Genomic DNA, 15170 nt, shown 5'->3' with positions numbered 1-15170 from the left:
TCCTCAAGGTTTGCGGGCTTCATTGTCCTGTGAATTCTCCTCAATCAAATTTCATTTTTCAAAGGTGTAGTAACAATGCAGTTACAAAAAGCTCCCAACGACAACTGGTGGCGCGGTGGCGTGATTTACCAGATATACCCACGCAGCTTCGCGGACAGCAATGGCGACGGAATCGGTGACCTGCCGGGCATCACCGCGCATCTGGACTATGTGGCCAGTCTGGGTGTGGATGGCATCTGGCTGTCGCCATTCTTCAAAAGCCCCATGAAGGACTTTGGCTATGACATCAGCGACTACTGCGCGGTAGATCCCATGTTTGGTAGCCTGGCCGACTTCAAGGCGCTGGTGGACCGTGCCCATGCTCTGGGCCTGAAGGTCATGATCGACCAGGTGCTCTCGCACAGCTCGGACCAGCACCCCTGGTTTGTGGAAAGCCGCTCCAGCAAGACCAACTCCAAGGCCGACTGGTACATCTGGGCCGATGCCAAGGACGATGGCAACCCGCCCAACAACTGGCTGTCCATTTTCGGCGGCAGTGCATGGCAATGGGACACGCGCCGCTGCCAGTACTACATGCACAACTTCCTGACCAGCCAGCCGGACCTGAACTTCCACAACCCCGAGGTGCAGAGCGCGCTGTTGGAAACCGTGAAGTTCTGGCTGGATCTGGGTGTTGATGGTTACCGGCTGGATACCGTGAACTTCTATGTGCACGACGCCCAGTTGCGCAACAACCCGCCACGCGGTCGCCCGGTGAGTGAAGACGCTGCGGTGAGTGCTGTCAATCCCTACGGCTGGCAGTGGCACAAGTATGACAAGAGCCAGCCCGAGAACCTGGAGTTCCTGCGCAAGTTGCGCACTCTGCTGGACCAATACCCCAACACCACCATGGTGGGTGAAATCGGCGACGACGATGGCCTAGCCCGTCTGGCCGAGTACACGCGTGGTGGCGACAAGTTGCATATGGCGTATTGCTTTGATCTCTTGGGAACGGAGCACTCCTCCAGCTTTCTCCATACCTTTCTCAGCCGCTTCGGACGCATCTCGGAAGGGGGCTGGCCCTGCTGGGCGCTGTCCAACCACGATGTGCCGCGTTACGCCACGCGCTGGGGTGGAGCCACGCCGGACGTGGCCCTGCTGAAACTCGCAGTGGCCATGCAGACCAGCTTGCGCGGATCATCCTGCATCTACCAGGGAGACGAGCTGGGATTGCCCGAGGCGCAGATTGCCTTCGAAGATCTGCAGGACCCCTATGGCATCACCATGTGGCCCGAGTTCAAGGGGCGTGACGGTTGTCGCACACCCATGCCCTGGAACAGTGCGGCAGCCGACCTGGGCTTTTCGCCTGCCGGCAAGGCTACAGCGAAGCCATGGCTGCCGGTGGCAGAGACCCATCGCAATCTGGCCGTGGACAAGCAGGATGCGGCCTCGGGTTCATTGCTGCATTTCTATCGCCACCTGCTGCGCTGGCGCAAGACCCAGCCTGCACTGTTGGATGGCGACATGCAGTTGCTGGACGTGCATCCGCAGGTGTTCGCCTTTGTGCGCTCCACCGACACGCAGCGTCTGCTGTGCGTGTTCAACTTCAGCGACAAGCCCGCAAGCTATGCATTGCCCGAAGGCTGCAAAATTGCCCGGATACTGCAAGACAGCAAACTGGGCGGCGCAACATGGAATGCGCCCAAGCTGGAGTTGGCACCGTGGGGTGGCCTGTTTGCGCAACTGGAATGAGCATTGGATAACCTACATACCCGCATGAACATCAAAAGCCTTGCCAAGGAACTGGGGCTTTCCACGTCCACCGTTAGCCGTGCCCTGAACGGCTACCAGGACGTCAACGCCCAGACCCGGCAACGCGTGGAAGAGGCCGCCAAGGCCATGGGCTACCGCGCCAATGCGGGCGCACGCAGGCTGGTGCGCGGTAGCACCGAGGCTGTGGGCATTGTGTATTCCGCCGGCGTGGAGTACCTGGGCAATCCGCAGTTTCTGGACATGGCCGGTGGTTTGGCCGAGCGGCTGCATACCGACCACTATGACCTGATACTGGCGGTGGCCGGAGATGAGCAGGATCTGGATATTTACGATCGCCTGTTTCGCGGCGGGCGCGTAGATGCGGTGGTGTTGCCCAACACCCGCGTGCAGGACCCGCGGGTGACCTACCTGCGCAAGCAGGGCTATCCTTTTCTGGCCTATGGCCGTACGGGGGATTGCGGCGACTTTTCCTGGTTCGACTTCGACAATGAAGAAGGCAGCAGGCAGGCAGTGCAGCATCTGAACGGCCTGGGGCATACCGACATCGCCTATGTGCATTCGCCCTTGGAATTGAATTTTGCGATGCAGCGCCATACCGGCTTCATGCGGGGCATGGCACAAGCTGGCTTGTCTTTCGACCCCGCCTGGCTCTCAGGGCCTGCCGTGGATCGCCGCGGTGGACGGGCTGCTGTGCAGGCGCTGATGGGGCTGGCCCATCCGCCTACAGCCATCGTGGTGGACAACAACCTGGGCGGCATCGGCGTGATGCGGGGCCTGATGGACATGGGGGTCACCCTGGGCAAGGAAGTGTCTGTGGTGGTGCACGGCGTGATTCCTGCCGATTCGCTACTGGCTGGGCTGGACGCCACCATGGTGACCCAGCCTACCGCGCACAACACCGGAACGACCATGGCCGAAATGGTGCTGCAGGTGTTGCGTGACCCTCTCTCCGGGCCTTATCAGGTTCTGCGCCAGCCCGAGCTGGTGGTGGGTCAGACAACCGGCCCCAGAGACTGAAAACTGCTGGTTGGGCCGCGCCGCGCCGCATGCGCCTATAATTGCGGCTTCCGAGGAGCGTTGCAGTTCACGCACAGTGAATGAGGCTCGGACCCGGCGGCCCTTCTGGCTGCTGTCTCAACGGCGCTCACCCACTGCATTTGCCGGGTGAGCTCCCTCCCAGAGTTTTCCCTGCGTTCAGTGGCTTTCAAATTAACTTTTGGAGTGAACCATGAGCGTTACCAAGCCTGCCAAGACCGAAGATTTCAAGATTGCCGACCTGAGCCTGGCTCAGTGGGGTCGCAAAGAGCTGACCATTGCCGAGACCGAAATGCCAGGCCTGATGGCCATCCGTGAGGAGTTCTCCAAGTCGCAACCGCTCAAGGGCGCGCGCATCACCGGCTCCCTGCACATGACCATCCAGACCGGCGTGCTGGTGGAAACACTGCAAGCCCTGGGCGCCGAAGTGCGCTGGGCTTCCTGCAATATCTTCTCTACCCAAGACCACGCAGCTGCCGCACTGGTTGCCAAGGGCACCCCGGTGTTCGCCTACAAGGGTGAAACCCTGGCCGACTACTGGGATTACACCCACCGCATTTTTGAATTCGGCCCCAAGGGTTCCAAGACCGAAGGCCCGAACATGATTCTGGACGACGGTGGCGATGCAACCCTGCTGATGCACCTGGGCGCCAAGGCCGAGAAGGACATCAAGGTCCTGGCCAAGCCCGGCAGCGAAGAAGAGATCTGCCTGTTCAACGCCATCAAGGCCAAGCTGAAGGTGGACCCCACCTGGTACAGCCGTCGCCTGAAGAACATCATCGGTGTCACCGAAGAAACCACCACCGGCGTGATGCGCTTGGAAGAAATGGCCGCCAAGGGCTCCCTGGCATTCCGCGCCATCAACGTGAACGACTCGGTGACCAAGAGCAAGTTCGACAACCTGTACGGCTGCCGTGAATCGCTGGTGGATGCCATCAAGCGCGCGACCGACGTGATGATTGCCGGCAAGGTAGCCTGCGTCGTGGGATACGGTGACGTGGGCAAGGGCTCCGCCCAGGCCCTGCGCGCCTTGTCTGCCCAGGTGTGGGTGACCGAAATCGACCCCATCAACGCCCTGCAAGCCGCCATGGAAGGCTACAAGGTCGTGACCATGGAATACGCTGCCGACAAGGCCGACATCTTTGTGACCTGCACCGGCAACAAGGACGTCATCACCTACAAGCACATGGCGGCCATGAAGGACCAGGCCATCGTCTGCAACATCGGTCACTTCGACAACGAAATCGACGTCGCCTCCCTGGAAAAGCTCAAGTGGGAAGAGATCAAGCCCCAGGTGGATCATGTGATTTTCCCTGCTACCAAGGGCAAGAACGGCAAGCCTGAAAAGCGCATCATCCTGTTGGCCAAGGGCCGCTTGGTGAACCTGGGCTGCGGCACCGGTCACCCCAGCTTCGTGATGTCGTCCAGCTTCGCCAACCAGACCATTGCGCAGATCGAACTCTTCACCAAGCCCAAGGAATACAAGGTTGGCAAGGTCTATGTGTTGCCCAAGCATCTGGACGAGAAGGTCGCCCGTTTGCATCTGAAGAAGGTGGGCGCCATGCTGACCGAGCTGACCGACGCGCAAGCCGCCTATATTGGCGTGAGCAAGTCCGGTCCGTACAAGAAAGAAACCTACCGCTATTAAGCGCAGGTCTTCTTAGCAAACCTTATGCGAATAGACCAACTGCTGGTGCAGCGGGGGCTGGCCAGCACCCGCTCACAGGCACAACGGCTGATTGCCAATGGCGTCGAATGGCGTCAGGGTGAGAGCTGGAAGCGCGTCGTCAAGAACGGTGACGAGTTGCCTGAGGGCGCCGAAGTGCGTCTGCTAGACGACTCCGAGGCGCGCTACGTGTCGCGTGGCGGGCTCAAGCTGGAAGCCGCGCTGAAAAAGGTCGGTCTATCGGTTCAAGGGTTTGCCTGCCTGGATGTCGGTCAATCGACCGGGGGATTTACGGATTGTCTGCTGCAGCAGGGTGCCAAGTCGGTGGTTGGTGTGGATGTGGGCAGTGCCCAGTTGCATCCCGCGCTGCGTACCGACCCCCGTGTGCTGTGTGTGGAAAAGGTGAATGCGCGTGCGCTCACGGCCGAGGATTTGATCCAGGCCTACGAGGACAGCACGGGCGAAGACGGCCAGTTTGAAGAGGACGAAGACGCCGAGGACGCGGGTGAAACCGCGTCGGAATTTGCGCCGGAGTTCGACCTGATCGTGGCCGATCTGTCCTTTATTTCCCAAACCCTGGTCCTGCCAGCCATCGTGCCTCTGCTCAAGCCCGGTGGTACTTTGTTGACCCTGGTGAAACCCCAGTTTGAGTTGCAGCCCGGCCAAGTCGGCAAGGGCGGCATTGTCAAAGATCCAGCCATGTACGTCATCGTGGAGCAGCGTTTGCGTGAAGCGTGCGCCGCTCTGGGTTTGACTGTTACCGCGTGGTTCGACTCGCCCATTGAAGGCGGCGACGGCAACCGCGAGTTTTTTATTTGCGCCACCCACGTGGCTGAATGAAACCCGGCACGGCAGCATGCTGTGCCCGGTGAGGTAGGAGATGGTTATGACCGCGAACAAGCGCGTTCCCCTGAGCCTGGAGTTCTTCCCGGCCAAGAGTCCCGAAGTGGCGGCCAAGATGGCCGGCATCCGCAAGGACTTGTATGTTTTGAATCCCGAGTTCTGCTCTGTGACCTTTGGTGCCGGTGGCACCACGCAGGAAGGCACGTTCAGCACGCTGCGCGAAATGGTGTCCGAAGGCATGGCCGCTGCGTCGCATCTGTCCTGCATTGGTGCCAGCAAGGCGTCCGTTCGCGAACAGCTGGCCCAGCTCAAGGCCATGGGCGTGAAGCGCATCGTGGCCTTGCGTGGCGACCTGCCCAGTGGTTACGGCATTGCCGGAGACTTTCGCCATGGCAGCGACCTGGTGCGCTTTATCCGCGAGGAAACGGGCGACTTCTTCTCGGTGGAGGTGGCAGCCTATCCGGAGGTGCATCCCCAGGCAAAATCACCCGCCGCCGACCTGGAAGCGTTCGTGATCAAGGCCCAGGCCGGTGCCAATTCGGCCATCACGCAGTACTTCTTCAATGCCGATGCGTACTTTCGTTTCCGCGACGAGGTCAGCGCCAGAGGCGTGGAAATTCCACTGATCCCGGGCATCATGCCGATCACCAATGCCACGCAGCTCATGCGTTTCTCGGACGGCTGTGGAGCGGAGATACCTCGCTGGATCCGCATGCGGCTGCAAAGCTACGGGGAGGATCTGGCATCCATACGCGCCTTCGGGCTGGATGTGGTGGCCGACCTGTGCAGTCGCCTGCTGGACGGTGGCGTGTCCGCACTGCACTTCTACACCATGAACCAGAGTGCGCCGGTGCTGGCCTTGTGCTCTTGTCTGGGGTTGGCGCCAGCCCAGGCTGCTTCCGTCCGCGCTGCAGCCTGAGAAGGGCGCTTAGCCGCCGCTTTCCAGCGTGAAGGCGGCGTGCTGGTCCTGCCCCAGTGCCTTGACCAGTTGGGGCAAGGCGTCCTTGAGCAAAGCTTTGAGGGTGTGCGGCGGGTTGATCAGGAACATGCCACTGGCCGGCAGGCCTGGGCGTACCACTTCGCCTTCGGCATCCTGCGTCAGTTTGCTGTTCTTGACCGTCAGGGTGGCGCCCAGCCAGCTCTTGCCATATTTGTTGGCCAGGGTCTTGAGCTTCTTGGGAACGTCATGCGCTTCCGGGCGCGGAATGATGGGATACCAGACCGCATAGGTGCCCGTGGGGAAGCGTTGCATGGCATCCACCACCATGGCCTGCACCCGGGCGTAGTCGTTCTTGAGCTCGTAGCTAGGGTCACACAGAACCAGCGCCCGGCGCGATGGGGGTGGCAGGAACTTCTTCAGGCCTTCAAAGCCATCTTCGCGCAGGATGGTGACCTGGCGTCCGGCCTCCAACTGGGCAATATTTGCCGTCAACGTCTTGGTATCGGTGGGGTGCAGCTCAAACAGTTTGAGCTTGTCGCGCCCATGCAACAGGCTTTGGATGATGAACGGTGAGCCCGGATACACGCTCCAGGTGCCGCCAGCGTTGAAGCCGGCAACCATCTCGATGTAATCCTGGATGGCAGGGGCAAAGGGTTGCTCCGGCTTGCTGGCCACTAGCTTCAGGAAACCCTCGGCTGCCTCGGCGCTGGTCTTGGCGAAATCCCCGTCCAAGCGATACAAACCCGCCCCGGCATGGGTGTCGAACACATTGAGTGCCGTGTCTTTCTGGGTCATGTAACGCATGACGGCCAGCAAAACAATGTGTTTGAGCACATCGGCGTGGTTTCCTGCGTGGAAGGCGTGGCGGTAGCTGAACATGGCCTGATGGTAACGCTTCCCGCATAAAAGTTCCCCAAAAGCTGATCAACTTTCATATAATGGCGGGCTTCGCAGCGAATTTGTGGTTCCGCGGCGAAGGTGTCATGGCCCTGCTGCAAGGCTGATCCTGGCAAAACCCACCTAAGAGATTCCCCGCTGGATGCCGCAAGGCGGACGGTACAAGAAGGAACACCGACCGTGGAAAAGAGCCCGCCAAACCAACTTTTCTAAAGAGATTCTCATGTCAACTTTCAGCGCAAAACCCGCTGAGGTCGTGCACGAGTGGTTTGTGATTGACGCGACCGACAAGGTCCTCGGACGAGTAGCCAGCGAAGTTGCTCTCCGTTTGCGCGGCAAACACAAGGCCATTTACACGCCTCACGTAGATACCGGTGACTTCATCGTCATCATCAACGCATCCCAGTTGCGTGTCACCGGCGCCAAGCCGATCGACAAGGTGTACTACCGTCACTCTGGTTACCCCGGCGGCATCACTGCCACCAACTTCCGCGACATGCAAGCCAAGCACCCCGGCCGCGCTTTGGAAAAAGCCGTCAAGGGCATGCTGCCCAAGGGACCCCTGGGCTACGCCATGATCAAGAAGCTCAAGGTCTACGGTGGTGCAGAGCATCCCCATACCGCCCAGCAACCCAAGGTTCTGGAAATCCCCGGTATTTCTGCCAACGCAGTGAAGAGAGAGGCCGCCAAATGATCGGTGAATGGAACAATGGCACCGGCCGTCGCAAGTCCAGCGTCGCCCGCGTGTTTCTGAAAAAAGGCTCCGGCCAAATCGTGGTGAACGGCAAGGCCATCGAAAAATTCTTCGGTCGCGCTACTTCCATCATGATCTGCAAGCAGCCCCTGCTGTTGACCAACCACGCTGAAACCTTTGACATCATGGTCAATGTGGCTGGTGGTGGTGAGTCCGGTCAGGCTGGTGCAACTCGCCATGGCATTACCCGTGCTCTGATCGATTACGACGCTACCCTCAAGCCCGTCCTGAGCCAGGCTGGCTTCGTGACCCGCGATGCACGTGAAGTCGAACGTAAGAAGGTCGGTTTCCACGGCGCTCGCCGTCGCAAGCAGTTCTCCAAGCGCTAAGCACTCGCTTATTGCTGGCAATTGCCAAAGCCGCTGGAATGCAAGTTTCAGCGGCTTTTTTCATGGTGCCTGCTAGACTGCGGCCTCCATGAAACTGCGCCTGTTTCTTCGCCGACTCACCATCAGCGCGCCTCGCATGGCAGTGCGAAGCGCCTTGCCTTGGCCTTTCCGCTGGGCGGTGGCAGCGATTGTTCTGGGGTTCTGTGCTGCGATCGGGCTTTGGGCGTTCGAGTTTGGCAAGGACATTGCGGGACTGGACCATGGCGCCAAAGCGGAACTGGTCGTCCTGCGCTCTCAAATGGCGAGGTTGCGCGAAGAGCTGGCCAGGCTGCAGGAGGAGCGAGACAAAGCCCAACTGATTGCCAACACCGCGGGCACGCTGGTAACCGTGGGCAAAGCTTCCGAGGAGAAGCTGCTGGAGCAGGTCAAGCAGATGCAGACTGAAAACCAGTCCTTGCGCGACGACCTGGGTTTTTTCGAGAAACTCATTCCTTCCACTGGCGCGGAAGGCGTGGCCATCCGGGGGCTTCAGGCGGAAATCCAAAATGGCAAGGACCTGAAATGGCAGGCGCTGGTCATTCAGTCCGGCAAGAATGTTGCGGAGTTCAGTGGCCGTCTGGAGCTGACCTTTAGTGGCACCCTGGGTGGCAAGCCTTGGGTAACCAATCTGCCCGGTGGTTCGCAAAGCTTTACCGTCCGACAATACGGGCGCCTGCAGGGCGCTCTGGAAGTGCCTGCACAAGTCGTTGTCAAGAGTGTGATGGCGCGGGTGCTGGAAGGCAATGCGCTGCGTGCCACGCAGACTCTGAAGATGTAGATGCCCCACAAGGTGAACCATGTTCAACAAGAAGAAGCAGCCCCCTATCAAAAGCCTGATCGCCGAGGGAAGCCGCATTGCGGGCAATATTTTCTTCAGCGAAGGGCTTCGCATTGACGGCGAGGTCAGCGGAGACGTCCAGGCCGACACCGGCCAGCCCAGCCTGCTGGTGATATCGGAGATGGCCAGGATTGAAGGGGCCGTCACCGCCGACCACATCATCCTGAACGGCACGGTCTGCGGACCGGTCCATGCCCGCCAATTGCTTGAACTGCAGCCCAAATCCCGTATCGAAGGTGACGTGCACTATGCTGCGCTGGAAATGCATCTGGGCGCCCTGATCGCGGGTCAGCTGTGTCCGCTGCTCGAAGGCGAGGAAAAGCCCGCACTGAAACTAGCGGCAAATAACCCTTGAAAGAATTCCCGAGCTTTTTTGTGTAGTATTGCGGTATTGCAGAACTGACAGGAGTCCCCCATGAGCGCCGTTGCCGAAAATGTACAGACCGAAATGCCCGCCCCCATTCTCTTTACGGATAGCGCGGCGGCCAAGGTTGCTGACCTGATTGCCGAGGAGGGCAACCCCGAACTGAAATTGCGCGTATTCGTGCAGGGTGGTGGCTGTTCCGGCTTCCAGTACGGCTTCACCTTTGACGAAATCACCAACGAAGACGACACCACCATGACAAAGAATGGTGTGTCCTTGCTGATTGACGCCATGAGCTACCAGTACCTGGTGGGTGCCGAGATCGACTACAAGGAAGACTTGCAGGGTGCCCAGTTCGTCATCAAGAACCCCAATGCCACCACAACGTGTGGTTGCGGCTCTTCCTTCTCGACCTGAAAGTTACACCTCGCCTGTCAGGCGGGGTAGATTGCACCCAGGATGCGGGCGCCTCTGGCGCCCGTAACACTTTGGACGCTCCCAGTCTGGCGCTCCAAGCACTGGTGGGCCAACCAGGCAAAGGCGGTTGCCTCAACCTGCGACGGTGGCAGCCCGTGCACGGCAGAACTGGCTACGTCACAACCGGGAAGCAGAGCCCGCAGCCTGGACATGAGGTGGGTATTGAGGGCGCCGCCACCGCAAACAATCAGCCGCTTGCAGTCTGGTGCCTGCTTCAGCAGGCTGTCGGCACACGCCTGCGCGGTCAGTTCCGTCAGGGTTGCTTGTACATCCTGGGCAGACACGTGGGCAAATGACTGCAAATGCGCTTGCAGCCAAGGGCCGTTGAACAAATCGCGCCCCGTGCTCTTGGGCGCCGGCAATGCAAGAAAGGGCTCGCTCAACAGACTCTGCAGCAATCCGGCATGCACCGTACCGGCTGCCGCCCAGCGGCCCTCTGCGTCAAAAGCCTGTCCGGTGTGGGTTTGGCTCCAGGCGTCCATCAGCGCATTTCCGGGGCCGCAATCAAAACCGATGAGACTTCCGGCGCCGCTGGCATTGAGCAACGAGAGGTTGGAGATGCCACCAATGTTGAGTACCGCCGTTACGCCTGGAAGCTGGCCAAATAGCGCTTGATGAAACGGCGGAACCAGCGGCGCCCCCTGGCCACCGGCGGCCACGTCCCGGCTGCGGAAATCGGCGACCACATCCATGCCGCACAGTTCGGCCAAAAGACCGGGCTGGTTCAGTTGCAAGGTATAGCCGGTGCCATCGAACTGCTGTGGTCGGTGGCGCACGGTCTGCCCATGCGCACCTACGGCGCGCACCTGCGCAGGTTGGGTTCCGGTGGTTTCCAGAAGCCGTTTCACAACCAAGGCATAGACCCGAGCCAATTCGTTGGCGGCCAATGCGGCGCGGTGCAACTCATCCCTCCCGGAGGTGTTGAGCTGCAACAGTTCTGCCCGGAACCGGTCATCAAAACCTTGGGTGGCGTGGCTCAGGACGCGCGGCTGCACCGAAGAAAAATCCACCAAAACACCGTCCACGCCATCCAGCGAAGTGCCCGACATCAGGCCGATGTAGAGGTCGGACATGACCATCTTGCGCTTGCGCAGACCTATTCGATGCTGGTCAGCTGCGTCTGACGGGCTGCGGCCAGGGCGTCACGCGCTTGGGCGGCCGCCTTGTCGAACAGGGGCCTCAAGGCAGTGGCCAATGGCTGGGTGTCGTTGCGTCGAGCGATGGTTTGCGGGTCTTGGTACGCGCCGTTCACCCGGTACTCGAAGTGCAAATGAGGTCCAGTTGCCCAGCCCGTCATGCCCACCAGACCAATGGTCTGACTCTGCGCAACGGACTGACCCACTCGCACATTGATGCGACTCAAATGGGCGTAGACCGTGCTGATCTGGCCCTGGTGCTTGATCTTCACCACATTGCCGTAACCGTTCTGCACGCCGGCAAACTCCACGACGCCGTCGCCGACGCTGCGCACGGGCGTACCAACGGCAGCGGCGTAGTCCACGCCCAGATGGGCCTTCCAGACCTGCAGAATGGGATGAAAACGCATCTTGAAGCCGCTGGTAATGCGTGAGAACTCCATGGGCGAAGCCAGGAACGCGCGCTTCAGGCTTTCGCCGGCCAAGGTGTAGTAGCCGCCTTTGTGCACGCCACGAACGGCGGATTCGGGGTCTTCAAACCACATGGCTTGGTAGGACTTGCCTCCGTTGACGAACTCGGTACTGAGCACCCGTCCGGCGCGCAGCGGTTCGCCATCGCCTTCAAGCGTCTCGTACACGACGGAAAACCGGTCGCCCTTGCGCAGGGCGCGGTGGAAGTCGATGTCGCCGGAGAAGATGTCGGCCAGCTGGTTGGCCACGGAATCGGGGATCCGGGCTTCGTCCGTGGCTGCAAACAGGTTGGTAGAGATGACGCCGCTGGCCATGCGCGAAGAGGCGACCAGGGGCAGGGTTTCCAGGCGGGAGGTGAAGCCAGTGTCTGTCTTTTCCACCGTAAGGCGTTTGAAAGTGCCATCCTCATCCGGACTCCAGCGGGCTTGCAGCTTGAGCAGGCCGTTGCTTCCGCTCGCCTCTGCCGTCACCGCACGGCCTACGCGGCCCAACAGATTCTTCTGCACCAACGGATTGGTGCGCAAAAAGGCGGCCGCCTGGGGGTCAAAAATCCCCACACGCTTGAGCAGCGTTTCGGCCGTGTCGGTGGAGCGGGTGAAGTCCGAGCGGTACAGCTTTAGCGCCTGGTTCTGAATGGCGTCAATCTGCTGGTCCAGCAGCGGCGTAACCAGCGATTCGGTGATGTTGTGAACGGGGAGATCCGATGCGTCTGGAGCCAGATTGGCTACGGCATATGTCAATCCGGTTCCAGTCAGCAGAAAGGCGGTGAAGACGGCAGCGATTCGTTTGGGGTGGCGTGACAGCAGTGCAGCAGCGTCGGCCCACAGCTCTTTCACAGTGCGTTCGGTGGCGCGTATCAAGTTAGGTGCTCCAGGGGGGCATGGCAAGGGCGACTAAAATCCAGCCGCAAGTCCCTTGCACGTTGCAGGACTTACTCCGCAGTATAGCGGCCACCGGCCGACCGGCCCGCCTGAAAACCCTTATGAATCAAGCCTCAAACTCCCATATTGTGATATCTGACCGTGTTCGAGCGGCCCTGGCGGTGACGCTGCGTGGTTGCGAAGAGCTCATTCCCCAGGATGATTGGGTCAAGAAGCTGATCAGATCCGAGTCGACGGGCAGGCCGCTGCGCATCAAGCTGGGGCTGGACCCCACTGCGCCGGACATCCATATCGGACACACGGTGGTGCTCAACAAGATGCGTCAGTTGCAGGATCTGGGCCACACGGTCATTTTCCTGATTGGTGACTTCACCAGCATGATTGGCGATCCTTCAGGCCGCAACAGCACGCGCCCGCCACTCACAGTCGAACAGATCAAGGTCAACGCCGAGACCTACTACAAGCAGGCCAGCCTGGTGCTGGACCCCAGCAAGACCGAGATCCGCTACAACAGTGAGTGGAGCGATCCGCTGGGTGCCCGCGGCATGATCCAGCTGGCATCGCGCTACACCGTGGCGCGCATGATGGAGCGCAATGACTTCCACCAGCGCTACACCGCCGGTACGCCCATCGCCGTGCATGAGTTCCTGTACCCGTTGATGCAAGGTTACGACAGCGTGGCGCTCAAGAGCGACCTGGAGCTGGGTGGCACCGACCAGAAATTCAACCTGCTGATGGGCCGCCATCTGCAGGCCGAGTACGGTCAGGAGCCGCAGTGCATTCTGACCATGCCGCTGCTGGAGGGAACGGACGGCGTGGACAAAATGTCCAAGAGCAAGAACAACTACATCGGCATTTCCGAAGAGCCCAACACCATGTTTGCCAAGGTGCTGAGTATTTCCGACGTGCTGATGTGGAAGTGGTACACGCTGTTGAGCTTCCAGTCCGAAGCGGCCATTTCCGCGCTCAAGGCCGAGGTGGAAGCGGGCCGCAACCCCAAGGACGCCAAGGTGGCGCTGGCCAAGGAAATCACCGCGCGCTTTCACTCGGCATCCGCGGCCGAAGCCGCCGAGCAGGACTTCATCAACCGCAGCAAGGGCGGCATTCCGGACGAGATTCAGGAAATCAGCCTGCCATTGGGCGAGGGCGGTGCTGCCGTGGGCATCGGTGCGCTGCTCAAGTCCGCGGGGCTTGCGGCCTCCAGCGGTGAAGGCAATCGCCTAATAGACGGAGGCGGTGTGCGTATTGACAGCAATGTGGTGAGCGACAAGGGCCTCAAGCTCTCTGCCGGCACCTATGTGCTGCAGGTGGGCAAGCGCAAGTTCGCCCGCGTCACGCTGTCCTAACACACTGCATGCTGGCTCTGGTACAGCGCGTCAGTCGCGCCAAGGTCACCGTGGAAGGCGAAATCGTCGGCGAGATCGGCCGCGGCTTTCTGGTGCTGGTGTGCGCCGAGCAAGGTGACACGCCCACGGAGGCGGACAAGCTGCTGGCCAAGCTGCTGAAGTTGCGCGTGTTCAGCGACGCCCAGGGCAAGATGAACCTGAGCATCCAGAACATCGACGGCCAGGGCACCCAGGGCGGCTTGCTGATCGTGAGCCAGTTCACCCTGGCGGCCGACCTGCGCGGCGGCAACCGCCCGAGCTTTACCAACGCGGCGGCACCTGAACTGGGGCGCCAGCTGTTTGACCACTTTGTGGCTCAGGCACGGTCGGCGCATCCCATCGTGCAGACCGGCCGCTTTGCAACCGAGATGGCTGTCGAGCTGGTGAATGACGGCCCTATCACCATCCCCATGCGGATAGAGCCCGCAGCCACTCCTCAGTAACGGATGAGCTTGCCCAGAATGGGCGAGACCTTGCCAGCCTTGTCGTCGAATGGATGTGTGGCCTTGCCATACAGGGCGATCACCTTCTGCACATAGGCCCTGGTTTCCTTGAAGGGCGGAATGCCCTTGTACCGGTCCACCACACCTTCGCCGGAGTTGTAGGCCGCCAGTGCCAGCTTCAGGTCCCCCTGGTAGTACGACAGCAGCCAGCGCACATAGCTCAGGCCGGCCCGGATGTTCTGCGTCGCGTTGTAGGCGCTCTGCACATTGAAGCGCTCGGCCGTGGCCGGAATCAGCTGCATCAGACCCATGGCCGATTTGGGTGAGGTGGCCGTCGTCTCGAAGTTGGACTCGGCGGCGATGATGCTCAGGATCAGGCGCGGGTCCACCGCGTTCCAGCGCGCCTGGGTGCCCACCAGATCGATGATCCAGCGTCGGTTCCTGGGCAGATCGTCCAGGTGCTTGTCAATGCCAGCGACGAGTGCATCCGTGGCGCCAGGTCTGGAGCCCCTGGGCGGTGCAGAAGCCTGCATCACGCAGTCGGGCAGGGTGTTGCTGGTCATGCGGATGGTGTCGAGCATGGCGAGGGCCTGTGCATGCCCCTGATTGGCGGCTAGCGAGAACAGTGACGCAGCCAATTCCTGGCTCTCGGGTACGCCGCGACCGAAGGCGAACAGCATGCCCAGGCGGAACTGGGCCTCGGTGCTCCCCATCCGGGACGCCGTGCAATAGCGATTGGCTGCCTGCCACATGCCTTCATAGGTAGCCGGGTTTTGCTCGTCCTCCTGCGCCTTTTGAAGGAGCAGGGCGACTGCAGGCGGCAATTGCGTGGCGTCGCTGTCTGGTGACGCTGCACACACGGCGCTGCCCCAGCCCAGAACAAGGAGCCACACCCAGATGCGGGTATGCATGCGCATGGT

At 60.6% G+C, this 15170-nt stretch carries 16 protein-coding genes and 1 riboswitch; of the genes, 12 read left to right on the top strand and 4 right to left on the bottom strand.

The features are described 5' to 3' along the window. Positions 1-75: 75 nt before the first annotated feature. The 5 genes from AC1RMF_RS06315 (at position 76) to AC1RMF_RS06295 (ending at position 6215) form a co-directional block, all read left to right on the top strand. Positions 76-1731, top strand: coding sequence for an alpha-glucosidase family protein (locus AC1RMF_RS06315; RefSeq protein WP_493140516.1), 1656 nt, complete (start codon positions 76-78; stop codon positions 1729-1731). A gap of 24 nt (positions 1732-1755) precedes the next feature. Then, on the top strand, positions 1756-2769 hold the full coding sequence (locus AC1RMF_RS06310) for a substrate-binding domain-containing protein (RefSeq protein WP_493140514.1): 1014 nt from the start codon (positions 1756-1758) through the stop codon (positions 2767-2769). Positions 2770-2815: 46 nt separating this feature from the next. After that, positions 2816-2905, top strand: a riboswitch (S-adenosyl-L-homocysteine riboswitch). Positions 2906-2980: 75 nt separating this feature from the next. Beyond that, positions 2981-4435 (top strand): adenosylhomocysteinase, encoded by a 1455-nt coding sequence (gene ahcY / locus AC1RMF_RS06305; RefSeq protein WP_493140512.1) that lies wholly within the window; start codon positions 2981-2983, stop codon positions 4433-4435. Positions 4436-4459: 24 nt separating this feature from the next. After that, entirely contained in the window at positions 4460-5293 is an 834-nt protein-coding gene (locus AC1RMF_RS06300; protein WP_493140510.1) for a TlyA family RNA methyltransferase, read from the top strand. Positions 5294-5339: 46 nt separating this feature from the next. Further along, a complete protein-coding gene (locus AC1RMF_RS06295) occupies positions 5340-6215 on the top strand; it encodes a methylenetetrahydrofolate reductase (protein WP_493140508.1) in 876 nt (291 codons plus the stop codon). Positions 6216-6224: 9 nt separating this feature from the next. Here the strand turns inward: AC1RMF_RS06295 and AC1RMF_RS06290 are convergent, their stop codons facing one another. Further along, positions 6225-7115: a 23S rRNA (adenine(2030)-N(6))-methyltransferase RlmJ gene (locus tag AC1RMF_RS06290; RefSeq protein ID WP_493140506.1), complete on the bottom strand. Its 891-nt coding sequence runs from the start codon at positions 7113-7115 to the stop codon at positions 6225-6227. A 241-nt stretch (positions 7116-7356) separates the two neighbouring features. Between AC1RMF_RS06290 and rplM the strand changes: the two genes are divergently transcribed. From rplM to erpA, 5 genes are all read left to right on the top strand, one after another. Further along, positions 7357-7827, top strand: a complete 471-nt coding sequence (rplM, locus tag AC1RMF_RS06285) for a 50S ribosomal protein L13 (protein ID WP_342618855.1) — start codon at positions 7357-7359, stop codon at positions 7825-7827. Continuing rightward, positions 7824-8216: a 30S ribosomal protein S9 gene (gene rpsI, locus AC1RMF_RS06280; protein ID WP_094477218.1), complete on the top strand. Its 393-nt coding sequence runs from the start codon at positions 7824-7826 to the stop codon at positions 8214-8216. The genes rplM and rpsI overlap by 4 nt, the downstream gene beginning before the upstream one ends. Positions 8217-8304: 88 nt before the next feature. Further along, positions 8305-9033: a DUF6776 family protein gene (locus tag AC1RMF_RS06275; RefSeq protein ID WP_493140503.1), complete on the top strand. Its 729-nt coding sequence runs from the start codon at positions 8305-8307 to the stop codon at positions 9031-9033. 19 nt (positions 9034-9052) lie between these two features. Beyond that, positions 9053-9448, top strand: a complete 396-nt coding sequence (locus AC1RMF_RS06270) for a bactofilin family protein (RefSeq protein ID WP_493140501.1) — start codon at positions 9053-9055, stop codon at positions 9446-9448. 60 nt (positions 9449-9508) lie between these two features. After that, positions 9509-9874: an iron-sulfur cluster insertion protein ErpA gene (gene erpA / locus AC1RMF_RS06265; protein ID WP_342618852.1), complete on the top strand. Its 366-nt coding sequence runs from the start codon at positions 9509-9511 to the stop codon at positions 9872-9874. Positions 9875-9891: 17 nt separating this feature from the next. Here erpA and AC1RMF_RS06260 read toward each other — a convergent pair whose 3' ends face one another. After that, positions 9892-11007 carry an anhydro-N-acetylmuramic acid kinase gene (locus tag AC1RMF_RS06260; protein WP_493140499.1) on the bottom strand — a complete coding sequence of 372 codons (1116 nt, stop codon included), beginning with the start codon at positions 11005-11007 and terminating at the stop codon, positions 9892-9894. A 23-nt stretch (positions 11008-11030) separates the two neighbouring features. Beyond that, positions 11031-12401, bottom strand: coding sequence for a M23 family metallopeptidase (locus AC1RMF_RS06255; RefSeq protein WP_493140497.1), 1371 nt, complete (start codon positions 12399-12401; stop codon positions 11031-11033). Positions 12402-12523: 122 nt separating this feature from the next. On the opposite strand from AC1RMF_RS06255, the gene tyrS reads away from it, so the two are divergent. Together tyrS and dtd are read left to right on the top strand one after the other, a co-directional pair. Further along, positions 12524-13768 (top strand): tyrosine--tRNA ligase, encoded by a 1245-nt coding sequence (gene tyrS, locus AC1RMF_RS06250; protein ID WP_493140495.1) that lies wholly within the window; start codon positions 12524-12526, stop codon positions 13766-13768. 8 nt (positions 13769-13776) lie between these two features. After that, the gene (dtd, locus tag AC1RMF_RS06245; RefSeq protein WP_493140493.1) at positions 13777-14250 is read left to right on the top strand and encodes a D-aminoacyl-tRNA deacylase; all 474 of its coding nucleotides are present in this window, start codon (positions 13777-13779) and stop codon (positions 14248-14250) included. Here the strand turns inward: dtd and AC1RMF_RS06240 are convergent. Further along, entirely contained in the window at positions 14244-15167 is a 924-nt protein-coding gene (locus AC1RMF_RS06240) for a transglycosylase SLT domain-containing protein (RefSeq protein ID WP_493140491.1), read from the bottom strand. The two genes, dtd and AC1RMF_RS06240, sit on opposite strands and share 7 nt — an antisense overlap. Between the last annotated feature and the right edge of the window lie 3 nt (positions 15168-15170).

Source organism: Rhodoferax sp. GW822-FHT04A08 (assembly GCF_058801025.1).
The sequence above is the reverse complement of the archived record's forward strand: the minus strand, read 5'-3'. Positions and strand labels throughout refer to the sequence as shown.

Excerpts from the sequence above, each read along its gene's own strand:
- AC1RMF_RS06315 (WP_493140516.1), top strand. The coding sequence starts at position 76 with ATGCAGTTACAAAAAGCTCCCAACGACAACTGGTGGCGCGGTGGCGTG.
- AC1RMF_RS06310 (WP_493140514.1), top strand. The coding sequence starts at position 1,756 with ATGAACATCAAAAGCCTTGCCAAGGAACTGGGGCTTTCCACGTCCACC.
- ahcY (WP_493140512.1), top strand. The coding sequence starts at position 2,981 with ATGAGCGTTACCAAGCCTGCCAAGACCGAAGATTTCAAGATTGCCGAC.
- AC1RMF_RS06300 (WP_493140510.1), top strand. The coding sequence starts at position 4,460 with ATGCGAATAGACCAACTGCTGGTGCAGCGGGGGCTGGCCAGCACCCGC.
- AC1RMF_RS06295 (WP_493140508.1), top strand. The coding sequence starts at position 5,340 with ATGACCGCGAACAAGCGCGTTCCCCTGAGCCTGGAGTTCTTCCCGGCC.
- AC1RMF_RS06290 (WP_493140506.1), bottom strand. The coding sequence starts at position 7,115 with ATGTTCAGCTACCGCCACGCCTTCCACGCAGGAAACCACGCCGATGTG.
- rplM (WP_342618855.1), top strand. The coding sequence starts at position 7,357 with ATGTCAACTTTCAGCGCAAAACCCGCTGAGGTCGTGCACGAGTGGTTT.
- rpsI (WP_094477218.1), top strand. The coding sequence starts at position 7,824 with ATGATCGGTGAATGGAACAATGGCACCGGCCGTCGCAAGTCCAGCGTC.
- AC1RMF_RS06275 (WP_493140503.1), top strand. The coding sequence starts at position 8,305 with ATGAAACTGCGCCTGTTTCTTCGCCGACTCACCATCAGCGCGCCTCGC.
- AC1RMF_RS06270 (WP_493140501.1), top strand. The coding sequence starts at position 9,053 with ATGTTCAACAAGAAGAAGCAGCCCCCTATCAAAAGCCTGATCGCCGAG.
- erpA (WP_342618852.1), top strand. The coding sequence starts at position 9,509 with ATGAGCGCCGTTGCCGAAAATGTACAGACCGAAATGCCCGCCCCCATT.
- AC1RMF_RS06260 (WP_493140499.1), bottom strand. The coding sequence starts at position 11,007 with ATGTCCGACCTCTACATCGGCCTGATGTCGGGCACTTCGCTGGATGGC.
- tyrS (WP_493140495.1), top strand. The coding sequence starts at position 12,524 with ATGAATCAAGCCTCAAACTCCCATATTGTGATATCTGACCGTGTTCGA.
- dtd (WP_493140493.1), top strand. The coding sequence starts at position 13,777 with ATGCTGGCTCTGGTACAGCGCGTCAGTCGCGCCAAGGTCACCGTGGAA.
- AC1RMF_RS06240 (WP_493140491.1), bottom strand. The coding sequence starts at position 15,167 with ATGCGCATGCATACCCGCATCTGGGTGTGGCTCCTTGTTCTGGGCTGG.